The organism is Streptomyces sp. NPDC020490, from assembly GCF_044335305.1.
Taxonomy (GTDB): Bacteria; Actinomycetota; Actinomycetes; order Streptomycetales; family Streptomycetaceae; genus Streptomyces.
The window spans coordinates 43,502-57,383 of sequence record NZ_JBIRUY010000001.1; the positions used below are offsets into that span (position 1 = coordinate 43,502).

The following is a 13,882-nucleotide window of genomic DNA, read 5'->3' on the forward strand; positions in this document are numbered from 1 at the left end:
GATCCGCAACGGCGTTCCGAAACCCCGGCAGCGCAGTTCCTCAGGAGGGCGGACCGGCCTCGGCCCGCGGGTGGTCCCGCGGCAGCCGCGCGGGAGTCACCAGGGGGGCGGCGCACAGCCCTGCGGCCCGTTCGACGGGTGCGGACAGGACCAGACGGGTGTGCCGGCCGAGCCCCAGGCGCTGGGCGACGTACAGGTCGTCAGCGGTGTCGACATCGAGCCGCGCACTGGGATAACAGGGACCGGTGATCTCCCAGGCACCGCCCAGCCGGTGACGGCGCCTGGAGCACCCCTCGAAGGAGGGGCGCAGCGGCCGGCCCGGCGCGGCGGTCAGGACAGTGGTGCCGCGGCCGGTGTGATCCGCGAGGAACGACCGCGGACGCCTCAGGGCTTCGTCCAGCAGCCGACTGAACTCGGCCGGCTTCAAGGCCGGCAGGTCGGCGGCCACTGCGGCGACCGCGGCCTGGGGCTGAAGACTCCTCGCGCGGTACAGCCCTTTGAGGACGGCCGCGTTGAGCCCTTCCCTCGGCCGGTCATCCACGGTCAGCGCGCCCATGGACGCCGCCGCGGAGCAGGCTTCGGCATCGTCCGTCACGACGATCACCCGGCGGACGCCATCGGCACGCAGGACCGCGCTCAGGGTGTCCAGGAAGAAGGCGCGCGCCAGCTCCTCACGGCGACAGCCTGCCCGCGGACGCAGCCGGGACTTGGCAGCCGCGAACGCCTTGACCGGCATCACCACGGCCCACGGCGCGGTCATGAGCCGACGATGGGAAGGAGTTCGGGCAGGTGCCCGTCCGAGGCGAGCGCGGCGGCGACCCGCTCGGGCGGCACCGGGCCGTAGACCGTGTCGCGCTGGCGGGCCGGTCGGCCGGCCGCCTCAGCGATCGCCTCCAGATCGCGGATCGACCGGTAGGAACCGTAACTGGAGCCTGCCATCCGGGAGATGGTCTCCTCCATCAGCGTGCCGCCCAGGTCGTTGGCACCGCAGCGCAGCATGTCGGCCGCACCCTCGGTACCGAGTTTCACCCAGCTCGTCTGGATGTTGGGGATGTGAGGATGCAGGAGCAGCCGGGCCATGGCCGTCACCGCGCGGTTGTCGCGACGGGTGGGGCCCGGCCGGGCGATACCGGCAAGGTAGACGGGGGCGTTGGTGTGGATGAAGGGCAGGGTGACGAACTCGGTGAAGCCGCCGGTCTCCTGCTGGATCCTGGCGAGCAGCCGAAGGTGGCCGAGCCAGTGCCGGGGCTGGTCGACATGCCCGTACATCATGGTCGACGAGGAGCGGATGCCGAGCTCGTGCGCGGCGGTTATCACCTCGATCCAGGTCGCAGTGGGCAGCTTGCCCTTGGTCAGCACCCAGCGCACCTCGTCGTCGAGGATCTCCGCGGCCGTACCGGGGATGGTGTCGAGGCCGGCTTCCCTGGCCGCCTGCAGCCAGTCGCGGATCGGCATCCCGGTGCGCGTCGCCCCGTTGACCACCTCCATCGGCGAGAATGCGTGCACGTGCATCCCCGGCACCCGTTCCTTGACCGCGTGCGCGATGTCGAAGTAGGCGGTACCGGGCAGATCCGGGTGGATGCCGCCCTGCATGCAGACCTCGGTGGCGCCGACCTCCCACGCCTGTTGGGCGCGGTCGGCGACCTGGTCGAGGGAGAGGGTGTAGGCGTCGGCGTCGGTGCGCCGCTGGGCAAAGGCGCAGAAGCGGCAGCCCGTGTAGCAGACGTTGGTGAAGTTGATGTTCCGGGTGACGACGTAGGTGACCTCGTCGCCGACCGCGGAGCGCCGCACGTCGTCGGCGATCGAGCAGAGCGCGTCCAGGGCCGGGCCGTCGGCGTGGAGCAGGGCGAGCGCCTCGGAGTCGGTCAGCCGGGCCGGGTCGTCGGCAGCGGTGGCGAGCGCGGAGCGCATCTCTGCCGCGAGCCCGGTCCACCGGGGTGAGAGGCCGGCCGCTGCCTGCCTGCGCAGGGTCTCCCAGTCCCCGTAGACCTCGTCGAAGTCGGCGCGACGGCCGGCGGTGCGGCCCTGGGTGTCGATGCTGCGGTGCAGATCGGTGCGCCCGGTGGCGGCGAAGGCATCCGCCAGCTCCTGCCAAGGCAGGCCAGAGGGCACCGCGTCCTCGTTGGCCAGGCCGGTACGGGGGTCGGCGAGCGCGGTGACGTGTGCAACGAGGCGCGGGTCGAGCCACTGCTCGCCGCGCCGGACGAAATCGGGGTAGACCGGGAGACGCTCGCGCAACGTGAAGCCTGCCTGAGCGGTCCGTGCGGCGAGCTGGTCGATCTGCGGCCAGGGACACTCGGGGTTGACATGATCCGGGGTGAGCGGGGAGACCCCGCCCCAGTCGTCGATCCCGGCCGCGATCATACGGGCGTACTCACCGCCCACCAGGTTCGGCGGCGCCTGGATTCGGGCCGAAGGACCGAGTATCAGCCGCGCCACGGCGACGGTCGCGACCAGGTCGTCCAGCTCGGCATCGGGAATTCCCCGCATCGCCGTGTCTGGTTTGGCGCGGAAGTTCTGGATGATGACTTCCTGGATGCCGTGATAGCTACGGGCCACGGTGCGGATGGCGAACAGCGACTCGGCCCGCTCGGCGTGTGTCTCGCCGATGCCGATGAGGATGCCGGTGGTGAACGGCACATTGCAGCGGCCCGCGTCCTCCAGCACCCGCAGCCGCACGGCCGGCGCCTTGTCCGGTGACCCGTGGTGCGGCCCGCCCGGATCGGACCACAGGCGGTCGGCGGTCGTCTCCAGCATCATGCCCATGGACGCCGCGACCGGTCTGAGCCGCTGCAGGTCCGTCCACGACATCACGCCCGGGTTGAGGTGCGGCAGCAGGCCCGTCTCCTCGAGCACCCGGATCGCCATCGCGCGGACATAGGCGAGCGTGTCGTCGTAGCCGTGCGCGTCGAGCCACTCGCGTGCCTCCGGCCAGCGCTCCTCCGGCCGGTCACCGAGTGTGAACAACGCCTCCTTGCAACCCAGTTCGCCACCGCGGCGGGCGATCGCCAGCACCTCGTCCGGTGAGAGGTACATGCCGCTGCTGCCCTGCCGGCGCAGTCTGCCGGGCACGGTCGCGAAGGTGCAGTAGCGGCACTTGTCCCGGCACAGTCGGGTGAGGGGAACGAAGACGCTGCGGGAGTAGGTGATGACGCCGGGGCGGCCGGCCTCTTCCAGGCCCGTGTCCCGCACCCGGGCGGCGACCGCGGTCAGTTCCTCCAGATCCCGGCCGCGCGCCTGGAGCAGCATGGCCGCCTCCGCCACGTCCAGCGCGACGCCGGCGCGGGCGCGGCTGAGCGCACGGCGCATCCCGCCCGGCGACGGGGCCGCGGAAGGCGGGCGCGTCACGGCTGCCTCCTGCGAGTCTCGCCTTCGCCCGGAGAGGGTTCTGCCTGGACGGCGACCCGGTGGATGGCGGCGGCCGGCGTTCCGGCGGCGGCTGTCTGCGTCATGGGGGACTTCCTGTCAGGGAAACATGTTCGGCTGCGTGCTGGGCACGGCCGTGACGGCGGTCGGCCTGTGTGATCATCCAGATCGTTCGGGCGGGTGGGGGAGGGCGGCCTTGGCGGAGGCCGTCGCGGTGGTGCCGGACAAGGACTTCCGGTGCCCGGCAAGGGCCGCCTTCCCCCTGCGGTGTGGTTGTGTCACCGCTCCCGCTGTCGTTCCGTGGAGCCGGGGTGCTGCTTTCCGGTCTGCGGGGGCACGGTCTCCCACGAGGCGGTCCGTCAGTGGTGTGACCGGTCCGGGCCCCGTACGTGTCCGTCCTGCGCCGCCGCAAGCCGCAGGACGGACGCGAACGGTACCCGGACGGGGTGTTGTTGAGGATCAACGAGGCGTGGTAACGCCTGCGGCGGGTCGTCGACCGAGGCAGGGACCGCGCCGGACCTCCTGCTGCAGCGCGAGCGGGAGGCGGAAGCGGCGTCTCGGTTCATGGCGAAGCCGATGACGCGGCAGCGCCGGCCGCGCTGGTCATCCGCGACCGCCTGTGAATTCGTCGGAGACCTGCGTCAGGACGCGCTCGAGGATGCCGGCGAGCTCGTCGAGCTCGGCGTCCCCGGCGATCAGCGGGAGCGCGACCTGGAGGACCGGCTCGCCGCGGACGTCGGATCTGGCGATCATGCCGTGCTCGAGCGACAGAGCGGTGATCCGCTGGGTCAGAGCGATCGCCTCGTCAGGCCGGAAGCTGGTCTTCGTCGACTTGTCCTTGACGAATTCCAGCGCCTGGAAGTAGCCCATACCTCGGCTGTCGCCGACGATGGGGATGTCGCGGAGCCTGGCAAGGATCTCGCTCAGGCGGTCCTCGTGGACACGCACGTTCTCCAGTACGTTTTCCTCCTCCATGGCCCGCGACGCGGCCAGACCGATCGCACACACGACGGGGTGGCCGGAGAACGTGTATCCGTGGAGGAAAGGAGTACTCCCCGCGGCGAACGCCTCGGCGATCTTCTTGGAGACGACCAGAGCGCCGAGCGGGGCGTAACCACTGGTCAGTCCCTTGGCCGCAGTGATCAGATCGGGCTGGTAGCCGAGCCTGCCGGCGCCGAACCAGTCACCCAGACGCCCCCAGGCGCAGATGACCTCGTCGCTGACGAGAAGCACGTCGAGTTCGTCGCAGATCTCACGCACGCGCTTGAAGTAGCCGTCCGGTGGCGGGATGCAGCCGCCGGCGTTCTGTACCGGCTCCAGAAAGACGGCCGCGACCGTGTCAGGCCCCTCGGCAAGTATCTGCCGCCGGATCTCCTCGGCGTACCAGGACGGATCGAGGCCTTCCTCCAGCCGGTAGGTGTTGGTGTTCGGCACGTGCCTGGCTCCGCCCAGCATCGGCTCGTACGGCGTGCGGATCGGGGTCAGACCGGTGAGGGAGAGCGCACCCATCGTCGTACCGTGATAGGCCGTCCGCCGAGCGACCATCTTGGTCTTGGACGGCTTTCCGCGCAGGCGGAAGTACTGCCGCGCCAGCTTGATGGCCGACTCGACCGCCTCACTCCCACCGCTGGTGAAGAAAACCCGGTCCATCCCCTCGGGAGCCCGTTCGGCGATGAATGCCGCCAGGTCCTCGGCGGGCTTGTTGCGGAAGTTCCACATCTGCGAGTAGCCCACCTCACGCGCCTGAGCCAGGCCCGCTTCCACGAGGTCGGCCCGACCGTGGCCCAGGGCCACCGAGCAGATAGAGGCGAAAGAGTCGAGGTACCGGTTGCCCTCGTCGTCGTACAGGTAGCAGCCCTCGCCGCGGACCATCCGGAGCGGCAGCTCGGACGTCGGCGTGAACGGTGGCTTGAAAGGCATCCAGACATGCCACGCCGGCGAGTCGGCTGCACCGGGGTTGTTCATGGTCGTCAGTCCTCTCGTGATCTCGGGGTGCGGCAGAAATGACCGGAGTCAGGCAGACACCCGGTGAGCGTCGATGTAGTCCTCGTCCAGCTCCCAGCCGAGGCCCGGCTCGCTGCTGAGTGTCATCCATCCCCGCTCGAGCTTGGGCCGATTGGCGATGAGGTTCCACCAGATGGGGTCGCGCTCGGGGTGGAAGCACTCGGCGTAGGTTCCGTGCGGGATGGAGCAGAGCAGGTGGGAGGACACCTGCGGCTCCTCGTGATGGCCCATCTGCACGTCGCACAGCGCCGCCACGGCAGCGGCGCGACGCCACTCCGTGGGCCCGCCGGACCAGGAGGAGTCGAAGTTGCACACGTCGATGGAACCCGACTCCATCAGCAGCCGACACGCTGCCGCGGACAGCTCGCTCTGTCCGGCACAGACCTGGGCTCCGGTCTTCAGCCGCACGTCGCGCATTGCGAGCCGGTCGTTCTGCCAGCCGCACGGCTCCTCGAACCAGCGGAGGTCGTAGTCCTCGACCCGCTTGGCGAACTCGACCGCCTCGGCCGGAGACCAGCCCTGGTTGGCGTCGGCTGCCATCACGAAGTCCGGGCCGGCCGCCCGCCGGGCGCGGATGAAGCGCTCGGCGTCCTCCGCGGGGGTGAGCCCACCGACCTTGAACTTGATGCCGGCAAGCTCACGCGAGCGCAGGTACTCGATCTCCTCCTCGATCGACATCTCGGAGTCGTAGTAGCCGCCGATGGAGATCATCTGGATCCGGTTGCGGTAACCGCCCCAGAGACGCCACAGCGGCTGGCCGAGGTTCTTGCCGACCGCGTCCCAGAGAGCAGCGTCCAGCGCCGCCGAGGCCACGAGCCCGAGACGCCGGTCCCGCAAGATGTCGAACGTGGCCGGCCGCATCGTCTGCCAGCACAGCTCGGTTGCCATGGCGTCCATGCCCAGCAGCTTGGGACTCAGTTCCTCATTGATGATCGACTCGATCTCGAAGAGCGTTTTGTCCTCGTCGCCGGCGTATGCCTCACCGACGAGGCCGCCGGAGCAGTGCACCCTGACGATGATCGTGGACCGGTGCGTCATCTGGTACTGACTGCCCTTGTAGACGCGGGGCAGCTCCACACGGATGGCCGTGGTCTCGACCGCCTCGATGGTGAGGCTGTTGAGCGCCGGATCCTGGACCGCAGTAGTGGAATCGATTTCCTGAGACACGTGTTCTCCTTCTTTACTCGAGTTGTCCGGAGGCTGGGGGATCAGGCGTTGAAGGCGGGCATGACTTCTTCGGCGAACAGCCGGATCGACCGCTCCAGGTCCTTGGTGGGGATGCCGGGCAGTTGCATCCGGCAGATCAGTTCCGTGGGCTGCACGCGCTCCTGGAGCTTTTTGATCTCCTGGATCGCCGTCTGCGGGTCGCCGATCACATATCGGGAGCTGAAGGTGCGGAAGTCGACCATGGACGCGTCCGTGATCAGCTCGCCGCGGTCGTTGCGAAGGTCCCGCTCACCCTGGGCGGACTTCTTGCCGTACAGGCTGAACAGGTGGGTGACGGCGGGTCCGGCGAGGCGCTCGGCCTCCGAGGTCGTGGGCGCGATGAACACCTCGCGAATGATCGGCCGCTCGGTGGGCGTGTAGCCGATCCGGGCCGCTACGTCGCCGTAGTGCTCGAAGTGTCCGATCAGCTCGTCGACGGTGTGCCGCGGGGATGCCGTGACCGGGACACGCCGCTCTGCGGCCCGTTGCAGGAGCTTGGGACCCGAGACGCCGTACCAAATGGGAATTCGGTCCTGGACCGGCTTGGGTACCACCTTTGCCTTCGGGATCTGGAAGTACTTGCCTTCCCAGGTGAATTCCTCGCCCTTCCAGGCGAGTTCCATGAGGTCCAGCGCTTCCTCGTAACGGCCGAAGCGCTCCTTGGAGGGGACGCCGAACGCGGCGAGTTCCTCGGAGACGTAGCCGGGGCTGACGCCCAGGGTGACCCGGCCCTCGGACAGGTTGTCGAGAGTAGCGACATCCTCGGCGAGGCGAAGCGGGTGGTACAGAGGGATGATGAGGATGTTGGTCACCAGGCGCATGCGCTTGGTGAGTCCGGCAGCCTTCGCGAGCACCACCAGCGGGCTGGGCGCCCAGCCGTTGAACTGGAAGTGGTGTTCTGTGGTGTGGAACGCATCGAACCCGAGCTCTTCGGCGAGCGGGAGCAGGTCGTCCATCTCCCTGTAGGCGTCCAGGTTGGTGTACCCGGAGTCAGGCGGGACGACGAAGCTGTACATGAGGCCGAACTTCACGGCGGGTTTCCTTTCAGATGGGCTTGTCGTTGGCATGGCTGAGGAGATCACTGACGCTGAGCTCCTCCTCTGTGATGTCGTAGCGGTAGGTGCCGGCGTGAACCTGCTGGCGGATCGCCTCGTACTCCAGGGCATCCACTGCGTAGTAGCGGTGGCGGTCCCCGGCCCGCACCAGAACGCCGTCCTCGCCGAAGAGTCCCGAATCGTCCGGCCGGCTCCGGTAGACATCGACCGCGCAGCGGCCGATGCACTGGTAGCCTCCCGGCCCCGGGTACGGGTAGATGGTCGTGGTGAGCCCGGCCAGCGCCACCGTCCGGGAGGGCGTACGGTCCCGTGGCTGCAGATACTTCGGAGCGGTCAGGGCAAGGCTCTGGTGGAGCGCGACCGCCCAGAAACAGCCGGGGACGAAACCCACCGCCGCAACCCAGAAGTCGGTCCCGGTGTGGTGCTCGATCGCCTGTTCCGGCGAGAGTCCGTTGATCCTAGCCACATACTCGAGGTTGTTCTCCACCTTGAAGTGCTCGGCGGTCGCCCGCGAGAACGGGTCGTCGTACCAGACCGGCAGCCGGAAGAGCCGTGAGGTGACCCTGTCGACCTCCTCCGCGCCCGCAACGGCTTCCCGAACGGCCGCCAGCAGGTAGCGCTCATCGACCTCCGTGTCGTCGAACACCACCGCGAGACTGCGCAGATGGGGAACCACCTCGATCACGCCGGGCACATCCATGTCGGTCAGCAGCTTGGCAGTGCCTTGGATGCGGACGTTGTCGCCCAGGTCGATGACGTCGCTGTACTCGACGGTGACGTAGCCGTCGCTGAGCACGCGTACCAGCGGGGTCTCGTGCCTCATGCCATGCGCTCCGGAGCTCGGGCGATCGCGCGGATCTCGATGCCTTCCTCACGCAGCACCTCGAGCAGGCCGGTGACCACCTCAAGTGCGTTCGGCCCGTCGCCGTGGACGCACAGGCTCTCGGCACGGAGCCGGATCGGCTTGCCGTTGACGCTGAGCACCTCACCGTCGTGGAGATAGCGGCGCAACTGGTCCTTGGCCTTGTCAACATCGGTCTTGAGCTTCTTGCGCTGCACGATGACCGCGCCGTCGTCGGCGTAGGAGAGGTCTGGGTAGAGCTCCTCCACGACACGGACGCCGCAAGCCTCGGCGGCAGCCTCCAAAGCGGTTCCACTCGCCGGGGCGGTGACGTAGACCATCGGGCTCTGGCAGGTGTCCCGAACGGCCGCCATGACGGCGTCGGCGATGTCCTGCTCGTACATCACCATCGACATGAAGGAGCCGTGAGGCTTCACATGGTGGAGCGTCATGCCCTGCGTAGCCAATCCCGCCTGCAGCGCCCCCACCTGGTAGACGACCAGGGCGTAGGCATCCCCCGGCGTGATCGCCATGCGTCGACGGCCGAACCCGAGAAGGTCCGGGAGGCCCGGGTGCGCACCGACGGCAAGTCCGTGGAATTCGGCGAGCCGGACTGTGTCGATGAGTGTCACCGGGTCGCCGGCGTGAAAGCCGCAAGCCACGTTCGCGGTGCTGATCATCGGCATGATGGCCTCGTCCTGGCCCATCCTCCAGTTGCCGAAGCTTTCCCCCAGATCGCAGTTGACGTCCAGCGTCCGTGTCGTGCTCAACTTGCGTCCTCCAGTCTCGAGAGGTTGACGAGGTCGTCGTTGTCGCGGCGGATCGCCGGGAGCTCCTCGCGAGCCACCCGCACGAAGACCGCCTTCTGCCCCGGCCTCATCTGGGCGATGAGGCGCATGTCCGCGGAGATGACCGTGGCGATCTTGGCGTAGCCACCGGCGGTGGGATGCTCGCTGTTCATGACGATCGAGGCAGCACCGTCCGGGCACTGGATGCCGCCGTACGGGATGATGTCGTCGACGATGTTGGAGTCGTTCGCGCCTGCCTGGCGGTCCAGGTACGACGGGCGAGGCCTGAATCGCAGGGCCGGTCCGGAGAACCGGCTCCCCATCCGGTTGGTCATCGGCGTGAGGGTCCACTCGGACTCATGGAACGCGGCGACGCTTTCGTCCTCGAAGCGGTCTTCCTGCGGGCCGGCGAGCACCCGGACACGGCACGGCTCCTCAGGGCCCGGCAGGGGCAGAGGAGGGAACCGCCGGCCCGCTGTGGCCTGACCCTGCGGGTCACCGACCCGCAGGACATCACCTGTCCGAAGCGCCCGGCCCTCATGCCCTCCGAGTCCGGCCGCCACCATCGTGGAACGGCTGCCCAGGTACACCGGCACGTCGAAGCCTCCCTGGACCGCCACGTACGAGCGGAGCCCGCGCCGGATGGCCCCGAGCGCGAGGGGCTGGCCGGCGGGCACCGTGAACGGCGTCCACATCTGCACGGTGTCCTTGCCCACCCTGGGAGTGCACTCGCCGCCCGTCACAGCCACCACCACGTCGGAGTCGAAACGGAGCTCAGGACCGGAGATGGTGCACTCGAGGACGGCGGCCCCGCGCGGCCCGTGTGAGAGGACCCGGGACCCGGCCTCGTTCCCGACGAGGAGGTTCGCAGCGCGGAAGGCGGCATTGTCCATGGCGCCCCCCGGCGCGATGCCCTTGCCGAGGTAGCCGGGACGGCCCGCATCCTGTACGGAGGTCAGCGTGCCGGGCTTGATGACGGTCGCTGATCTGACCATGATAATATCTCCTTGGAATCGATTCCTCAGCGTAGGGACAGCACTTCTACCTGTCAACGGCGATCTGTGAAAGCCGGCCTCGATCTTTTGTGACGGTCCATCGACGGAGTCGGCGGACCGTTTCGCGTTCAGTGCCGGGTGGTGGGCAGAGCTGTGGTCCGGCTGACGTTCCCGGGAGGCGCTGGGTTCCACTGCTCCGGGGGAGAGGCCGCTGCTCGTCGGGACGGGACTCCGCTGTTCATCCAGGGTTCGGCAGGAGGGTGAGCCGTTCGCGAGCGGCGGTGATGTCGCGTGTCCAGGGCCGGTGGGCGGCGAGGCGGAGGATGTGGCGACGGCCGGTGGTTACCAGGTGTCCGGCGGCGGTGAACAGGCGGAACCGCAGGCGGCGGGGTTCCCGGGGACGGGCTGTGCCAGTCAGGGCGCGCACGGGCATCCAGGCCGGCAGGTCCAGCGGGATCTGGACGATCTCCAGTCAGACCTGCTGCTGCGCGGTGTCGTGCGGCGGCAGGTCGCGCGGGCCGGTCGAGCGCGCGGCCCGGGTGCGGTCCTCGGCACGGGTCGGCGGCCGGTGGCGGAGTTCGAGTCCGGCGATGGGCGGATCGGCGGTGTTGGTGGCGAAGCGGTGATCCGCATGCCGTCCACGTCCGTGATTCTCGACCGGGCCCCGGGGCGCGGCCGTTCCTTTCGGATGACCAGCCGCATGCCCCTGGGTCATCCGCCGGGCAGGCGGCCAGTGAGTTCGGCGTGTGGATACAGCCTGGTCAAGGCCGGTCTTGCGGACCGTCTCGACCAGCAGCGCCGAACCCGCGCTGTGAGACCACGGCCCGGCCGCCGCCCTCGTCCCGGACGCGCGGGTACGACGCGCTGTGCTTCTTCCCCTGGAGAGTTCGTTGCGGTTCAGCGGCGCTCTCCGCTTATTCGAACAAGTTCCCGGACAGCCGCACTCGCGAAAGCCCGAGGCTGGGGACTGCCAGGTTTCAGTGTGGCGGGCAGCAGGTCTCACCTGCGGAGAACTCGGTGGGGAGCAGCACCTGATGTGGCGCCTCGCCGTTGAGCAGCGCGAGCAGCAGGTCGGCAGCCTGGTAGCCGACCGCGCGGTTGTCGCGGTGGACGGCTGCGATCTCGGGGTGGATCACGTCCGTGACGGCGGTGCGGTCGCAGGTGACGACTGCAAGGTCCCGGCCGAATTGAAGGCCGAGATCGCGTAGCGCGCTCAGAGCCCAGGGCAGAAGCTGATTCGACCCCACGATGAGTGCGGTACAGGCGTTCGGCGGCTCCACCAGGCGGCGAGTGGCGGCCCGGGCGCGGTCGGCGTCCAGCGGTATGTTGACCTCGAGGGCGTACCGGGGTGGAATGCCGGCCTCGTCGTACGCCTGCTTGAGTGCACGCACGCGCTCCTTCGCCGGCCGCACGTTGCGCCCTACCATGAGTCCGATGCGGGTGTGGCCGATCTTGAACAGATGTTGCACGGCGGCCAGCATTCCGCTCGCATGGTCGGAGAGGACCGCACCGCCCTCGATCTCGCCATCGAGCTGTCGATCGATGAGCACGACCGGCTCGACTCGCTCCTCGAGCGCCGCCACGGTCTGAGGGTGCTCCTCGCTCGACAGCAAGAGCAGCAACCCGTCCACCCTCCGGCGCTCGAGCAGCCGGATGTGGGCTTCGTCCCGCTCGGCCTGGCCCTCGGAGTTCGTGAGGAGCAGGGAGTACTCGGCCTGGCGCAGCCGTTGCTCGGCACCGGAGACGATTTCGGAGATCAGCGGGTTGGAGATGTCGCTCACGACAAAGCCCACGGTCTTGCTCCGCTGTCTGCGCAACGCCTGGGCCAGGAGGTCGGGCGTGTAGCCGACCGCGTGCGCCGACGCCATCACCTTCGCCCGCAGGCTGGCGCTGACCGATGGATGCCCGGACAGGGCGCGGGACACGGACGAAGGCGCGACCCCCGCGTGCTGGGCGACATCTTTGATGACGGGCTTGCGTGCCTGCTTGCCGCGGCCTCCCCCTGACCCAGCCATCGCTCTGCTCTCCTCTCCCTGCACTGCGGCTCACGTTCGATGTCCTCGAATCCCCCCGAGCCTAGCGGCAATTTTCCGCAGTCCCGCGACGTTGCGTCACCGACTGCCTGCCGCTAGTGTAATGGAATCGATTCCAAAGGGAAAGCGAGGAGGGCTGATGCAGTACGAGCTGTTCATCGACGGGAGATGGAGCCCCTCGTCCGAGGGCGGGTGGTTCGACACCCGGGATCCCGCCACCGGGGACGTGGTCGCCCGGGTCAGCGAGGCGACGCCCGCCGATGTGGACCGGGCTGTGATCTCGAGCGCCCGGGGCCAGCGCGCCTGGGCGGCCCTCAAGCCGGCTGAACGCGGTCGCATCATGCTGCGGATCGCCGAACTGCTGCGCCGGGACAGCGAGCGTCTGGCTCACCTGGAGACCCGTGACAACGGCAAGCCGATCAGTCAGGCAGGCGGCGACGTCGAGCTGGCGGCACGCTACTTCGAGTACTACGGCGGTTTCGCCGACAAGATCCAGGGGGAGACCATCCCCCTCGGAGACGGCTACCTGTCCTATACCCGGAGCGAGCCTTTCGGTGTGACCGGCCACATCGTGCCGTGGAACGCACCTCTCCAGCAGGCCGCTCGCGGTATCGCGCCCGCACTGGTGGCCGGCAACTCCGCTGTCGTCAAGCCGGCCATGGAGACGCCACTGACCTGCCTGGAGCTAGCGGCCATCGCCTCGAAAGCCGGACTTCCCGACGGCACACTCAACGTCGTCCCGGGCCCGGGTTCGTCGGTGGGCGAGGCCCTCATCAGCCACGGCCTCGTCCGCAAAGTGGTCTTCACCGGTTCGGTGGCGACCGGCCGCAGGGTGGCCCACCTGGCCGCCGAGAAGTTGATCCCGGCCACGCTGGAGCTCGGCGGCAAGTCGCCCAACATCGTCTTCGCCGACGCCGACCTCGCCGCCGCCGCCGACTCCACCATCACCGCGGCCTTCCTGAACAGCGGTCAGATCTGCTCCGCGGGATCCCGGCTCCTGGTCTCCCGGGCCGTGCACGACGAGTTCGTGCGGCTTCTGGTGGAGCGGCTCTCGGCGATGGCGATCGGGCCCGGAGTGGAAGACCCCCAGATGGGTCCGCTGACCACCGCATCCCAGGCGAAGCTCGTCGCCGAGTACGAAGAGCTCGCCAGAAGGGAAGGCTGCCACGTCGCGTTCCGTGGCTCGGTCCCCGACGCGCTCACCGGCAACGCGCAGTTCAAGGCACCAGTGCTCCTGACTGAAGTGACCCCGGGCATGCGCGTGGCGCGCGAGGAGATCTTCGGCCCCGTTCTCGTCGTTCTGCCCTTCGACGGCGAGGACCAGGCGGTTGCCATCGCCAACGACTCCGAGTACGGACTGGCGGCCGGCATCTGGACCAATGACCTGGGCCGGGCGCACCGGGTCGCTGCTCGACTCGAGGCCGGCCAGGTGTTCGTGAACCAGTACTTCGCCGGGGGTGTGGAGACACCGTTCGGCGGGTTCAAGAACAGCGGCTACGGCCGCGAGAAGGGGCTGGAGGCAGTTCACCACTACGTACAGACCAAAACCGTCACTATCAAAATCGCCTGAACTCGGCCCCGCGCGGCACCGTGC

10 protein-coding genes and 1 pseudogene are annotated in these 13,882 nt (G+C 68.8%); 1 reads left to right on the forward strand and 10 read right to left on the reverse strand.

Annotated elements, in window-relative coordinates:
- Nucleotides 1–40: 40 nt before the first annotated feature.
- The 10 genes and pseudogenes from cofC to ACH4ZX_RS00235 form a co-directional block, all read right to left on the reverse strand.
- Entirely contained in the window at nucleotides 41–760 is a 720-nt protein-coding gene (gene cofC, locus ACH4ZX_RS00190) for a 2-phospho-L-lactate guanylyltransferase (RefSeq protein ID WP_398265020.1), read from the reverse strand.
- Complete coding sequence (locus ACH4ZX_RS00195; protein WP_398265023.1) at nucleotides 757–3,348, reverse strand: bifunctional FO biosynthesis protein CofGH; 2,592 nt, start codon at nucleotides 3,346–3,348, stop codon at nucleotides 757–759. Before ACH4ZX_RS00195 ends, cofC begins: the two co-directional genes overlap by 4 nt.
- A gap of 621 nt (nucleotides 3,349–3,969) precedes the next feature.
- Nucleotides 3,970–5,286 (reverse strand): aminotransferase class III-fold pyridoxal phosphate-dependent enzyme, encoded by a 1,317-nt coding sequence (locus ACH4ZX_RS00200; protein WP_398265026.1) that lies wholly within the window; start codon nucleotides 5,284–5,286, stop codon nucleotides 3,970–3,972.
- Nucleotides 5,287–5,379: 93 nt separating this feature from the next.
- The gene (locus ACH4ZX_RS00205) at nucleotides 5,380–6,537 is read right to left on the reverse strand and encodes a mandelate racemase/muconate lactonizing enzyme family protein (protein ID WP_398265029.1); all 1,158 of its coding nucleotides are present in this window, start codon (nucleotides 6,535–6,537) and stop codon (nucleotides 5,380–5,382) included.
- A 41-nt stretch (nucleotides 6,538–6,578) separates the two neighbouring features.
- Entirely contained in the window at nucleotides 6,579–7,607 is a 1,029-nt protein-coding gene (locus ACH4ZX_RS00210; protein ID WP_398265032.1) for an LLM class flavin-dependent oxidoreductase, read from the reverse strand.
- A 13-nt stretch (nucleotides 7,608–7,620) separates the two neighbouring features.
- Entirely contained in the window at nucleotides 7,621–8,454 is an 834-nt protein-coding gene (locus ACH4ZX_RS00215; protein WP_351898183.1) for a carboxyltransferase domain-containing protein, read from the reverse strand.
- The gene (locus tag ACH4ZX_RS00220) at nucleotides 8,451–9,242 is read right to left on the reverse strand and encodes a LamB/YcsF family protein (protein WP_398265036.1); all 792 of its coding nucleotides are present in this window, start codon (nucleotides 9,240–9,242) and stop codon (nucleotides 8,451–8,453) included. The genes ACH4ZX_RS00215 and ACH4ZX_RS00220 overlap by 4 nt, the downstream gene beginning before the upstream one ends.
- Nucleotides 9,239–10,255, reverse strand: a complete 1,017-nt coding sequence (locus ACH4ZX_RS00225) for a biotin-dependent carboxyltransferase family protein (protein ID WP_398265039.1) — start codon at nucleotides 10,253–10,255, stop codon at nucleotides 9,239–9,241. The genes ACH4ZX_RS00220 and ACH4ZX_RS00225 overlap by 4 nt, the downstream gene beginning before the upstream one ends.
- A gap of 238 nt (nucleotides 10,256–10,493) precedes the next feature.
- A pseudogene (locus ACH4ZX_RS00230) lies at nucleotides 10,494–10,999 on the reverse strand (transposase); the annotation flags it as partial.
- Nucleotides 11,000–11,232: 233 nt separating this feature from the next.
- Complete coding sequence (locus ACH4ZX_RS00235; RefSeq protein WP_398265042.1) at nucleotides 11,233–12,270, reverse strand: LacI family DNA-binding transcriptional regulator; 1,038 nt, start codon at nucleotides 12,268–12,270, stop codon at nucleotides 11,233–11,235.
- A 157-nt stretch (nucleotides 12,271–12,427) separates the two neighbouring features.
- Between ACH4ZX_RS00235 and ACH4ZX_RS00240 the strand changes: the two genes are divergently transcribed.
- Nucleotides 12,428–13,858 carry an aldehyde dehydrogenase family protein gene (locus ACH4ZX_RS00240; RefSeq protein WP_398265045.1) on the forward strand — a complete coding sequence of 477 codons (1,431 nt, stop codon included), beginning with the start codon at nucleotides 12,428–12,430 and terminating at the stop codon, nucleotides 13,856–13,858.
- The last annotated feature ends 24 nt before the right edge of the window (nucleotides 13,859–13,882 follow it).